General features: G+C 53.1%; 1 pseudogene. It reads right to left on the bottom strand.

What is annotated here, in order from left to right:
- Positions 1-1,131 (bottom strand): annotated as a pseudogene (locus tag HMPREF3039_RS13980) (hypothetical protein); the annotation flags it as partial.

Raw genomic sequence — 1,131 nt, 5'->3', positions numbered from 1 at the left:
GGTAGGTGCCGATGACGGGAGTTTTGCCCCATTTCACGGAAACCCCATAATAGGCCACGAATGTGGAGTCCTCAGCCGCAGTACCGTAAAAGCCCCTGCGTTTTCTGTTGTCGTCCGGCCCTTCATTGTCCAGGAACATGTCAGCCGGGAGCTTGACTTGATCAAGCAGGGGTTTTTCCCAGGCACCCCAGTTGAGATTCAGGATGCCAGGCATGGCTTTATCAAATACGGCAGGATCACTGCCATCTGACAATGAACCGGATTGGCCTAGCTGTCTGGGATTCATGATCCCGGAAACCATGACAAGAGTACCGAGCTTTTTGGATTGAGAGGAAAATTCATCCGTGTACTTCGTGCAGAGGACAATGTTGTGCGGCGTATAATTGAGGTCGTTCAGATCTTCCGCAAATTTAATAGACATCATGGCAGTGCCTCTGTCTTCATAGCCGCTTCCGGATAAATATTGATATTGAATGCCGTCGGCCTGGTTGATGGCATAGGAACTGACCTGCCCCGGATCCTGAGTCCAGCCTTCCTTGAAGGCGAAGTTGTCCACGCGGATGTCATTTTTGTTGGCTTTGGACTGGGTGACCGCGTTGCCATGTTCAATTTTGGCTACGACAGGATGTGCAAAAATGACGATTTCTCCGGCTTTAAGTACGGAAGGTTCTCCCGCCTTGCCTACGCCGCCTGAAAGCAATTCCGAAGTTTTACGGAACGACGCTCCGAAGTCGGCAATCTGCCTGTTGTTGTAACCGTCATTGGGAGAATAGGGAGAGAATGGAGATTCAGAATAAGTCGCTGAAGAGGGATCCCAATTCTCAATCAGGTTGGCCTGCATGCGTGAATAGTTGTTCGTCTGCATGATCGGCATGTATCGGTGTTCCCCGAAGTAGGAGCCCCAGGGACCGCCGTCCGCCCCGGTGAACGTCATGTCCACGTTGTACGGGTTCCACCATACGTACACCGGGATGACGGAGACGCGCACGTCAATGTGGCCGCCGCGGGCGCCGTGCTGGGCGTTGCGCTTGACGTAGTTGATCCCCACGAAGGAATAGAATCGCAGCAGGATGGGATGGCGCATGTAGGTGTAGCGGTTGTCCATCATTTCCATGTTGGCGGAGGCGTCCG

This window comes from Akkermansia sp. KLE1798 (assembly GCF_001580195.1).
In the GTDB taxonomy this organism is placed as follows: domain Bacteria; phylum Verrucomicrobiota; class Verrucomicrobiia; order Verrucomicrobiales; family Akkermansiaceae; genus Akkermansia; species Akkermansia biwaensis.
The sequence above is the reverse complement of the archived record's forward strand: the minus strand, read 5'-3'. Positions and strand labels throughout refer to the sequence as shown.